Below are 643 nucleotides of genomic sequence, written 5' to 3'. Positions count from 1 at the left end.
ATGAGGTGGAATAGCATGAGGGTGCTTTTCGCGGGAGAGGAAAAACAATAACTGGCAAATTTTCCTTAGTAAAGGGATAACCTCCTTAACCCCCTCTCCCGCGCAAAGAATTGGAATAGGATGAGAGTGCTTTCCGCGGGAGAGGGTTGGGGAGAGGGAATGTCACGCAGAGCAAATTCTGATAGGCCGATCACAAAAATACATTAGGATCCCACGAGAAAAACTACGAAAAACTGCCAGAATGTATCTGGTCGGTGAGATATTTATGAGGCATCCTAGGTTTCAGTTAAAGCTTGTATGATTACTTCCATAACCGATGTTGTTTGCAGCAACACATCATTATTCCAAAAGCGTAACACTTTAAAGCCATGTGCATTTAGCCAGGACGTACGCTCCATATCGTATGTTTCGTTATCAAAATGCTGGCTGCCATCCAGCTCAATAAGCAACCGCTTTTCCAGGCATGCGAAATCGACAATGTATGCTCCTATTGGGACTTGTCGCTTGAACTTATAACCGAGCCGATTTGCTCGAAGATGAAACCAAAGATGTTTCTCAGTATCTGTACTGTGCTTTCGTAAATTTTTTGCACGTTGCCTTAACGTAGATTTGTCCATATCCCTCTCCCCAACCCTCTCCCGCG

Annotated in this window: 1 protein-coding gene; it reads right to left on the bottom strand. The window is 44.5% G+C overall.

Annotation, left to right across the window (positions count from 1 at the left end; translation table 11 throughout):
- Positions 1 to 275: 275 nt before the first annotated feature.
- A complete protein-coding gene (locus tag ACN4Z1_RS15940; RefSeq protein ID WP_228363332.1) occupies positions 276 to 617 on the bottom strand; it encodes an endonuclease domain-containing protein in 342 nt (113 codons plus the stop codon).
- Between the last annotated feature and the right edge of the window lie 26 nt (positions 618 to 643).

This window comes from Legionella sp. ST3F1, assembly GCF_048553315.1.
Classification (GTDB): Bacteria; Pseudomonadota; Gammaproteobacteria; order Legionellales; family Legionellaceae; genus Tatlockia; species Tatlockia donaldsonii.
The sequence above is the reverse complement of the archived record's forward strand: the minus strand, read 5'-3'. Positions and strand labels throughout refer to the sequence as shown.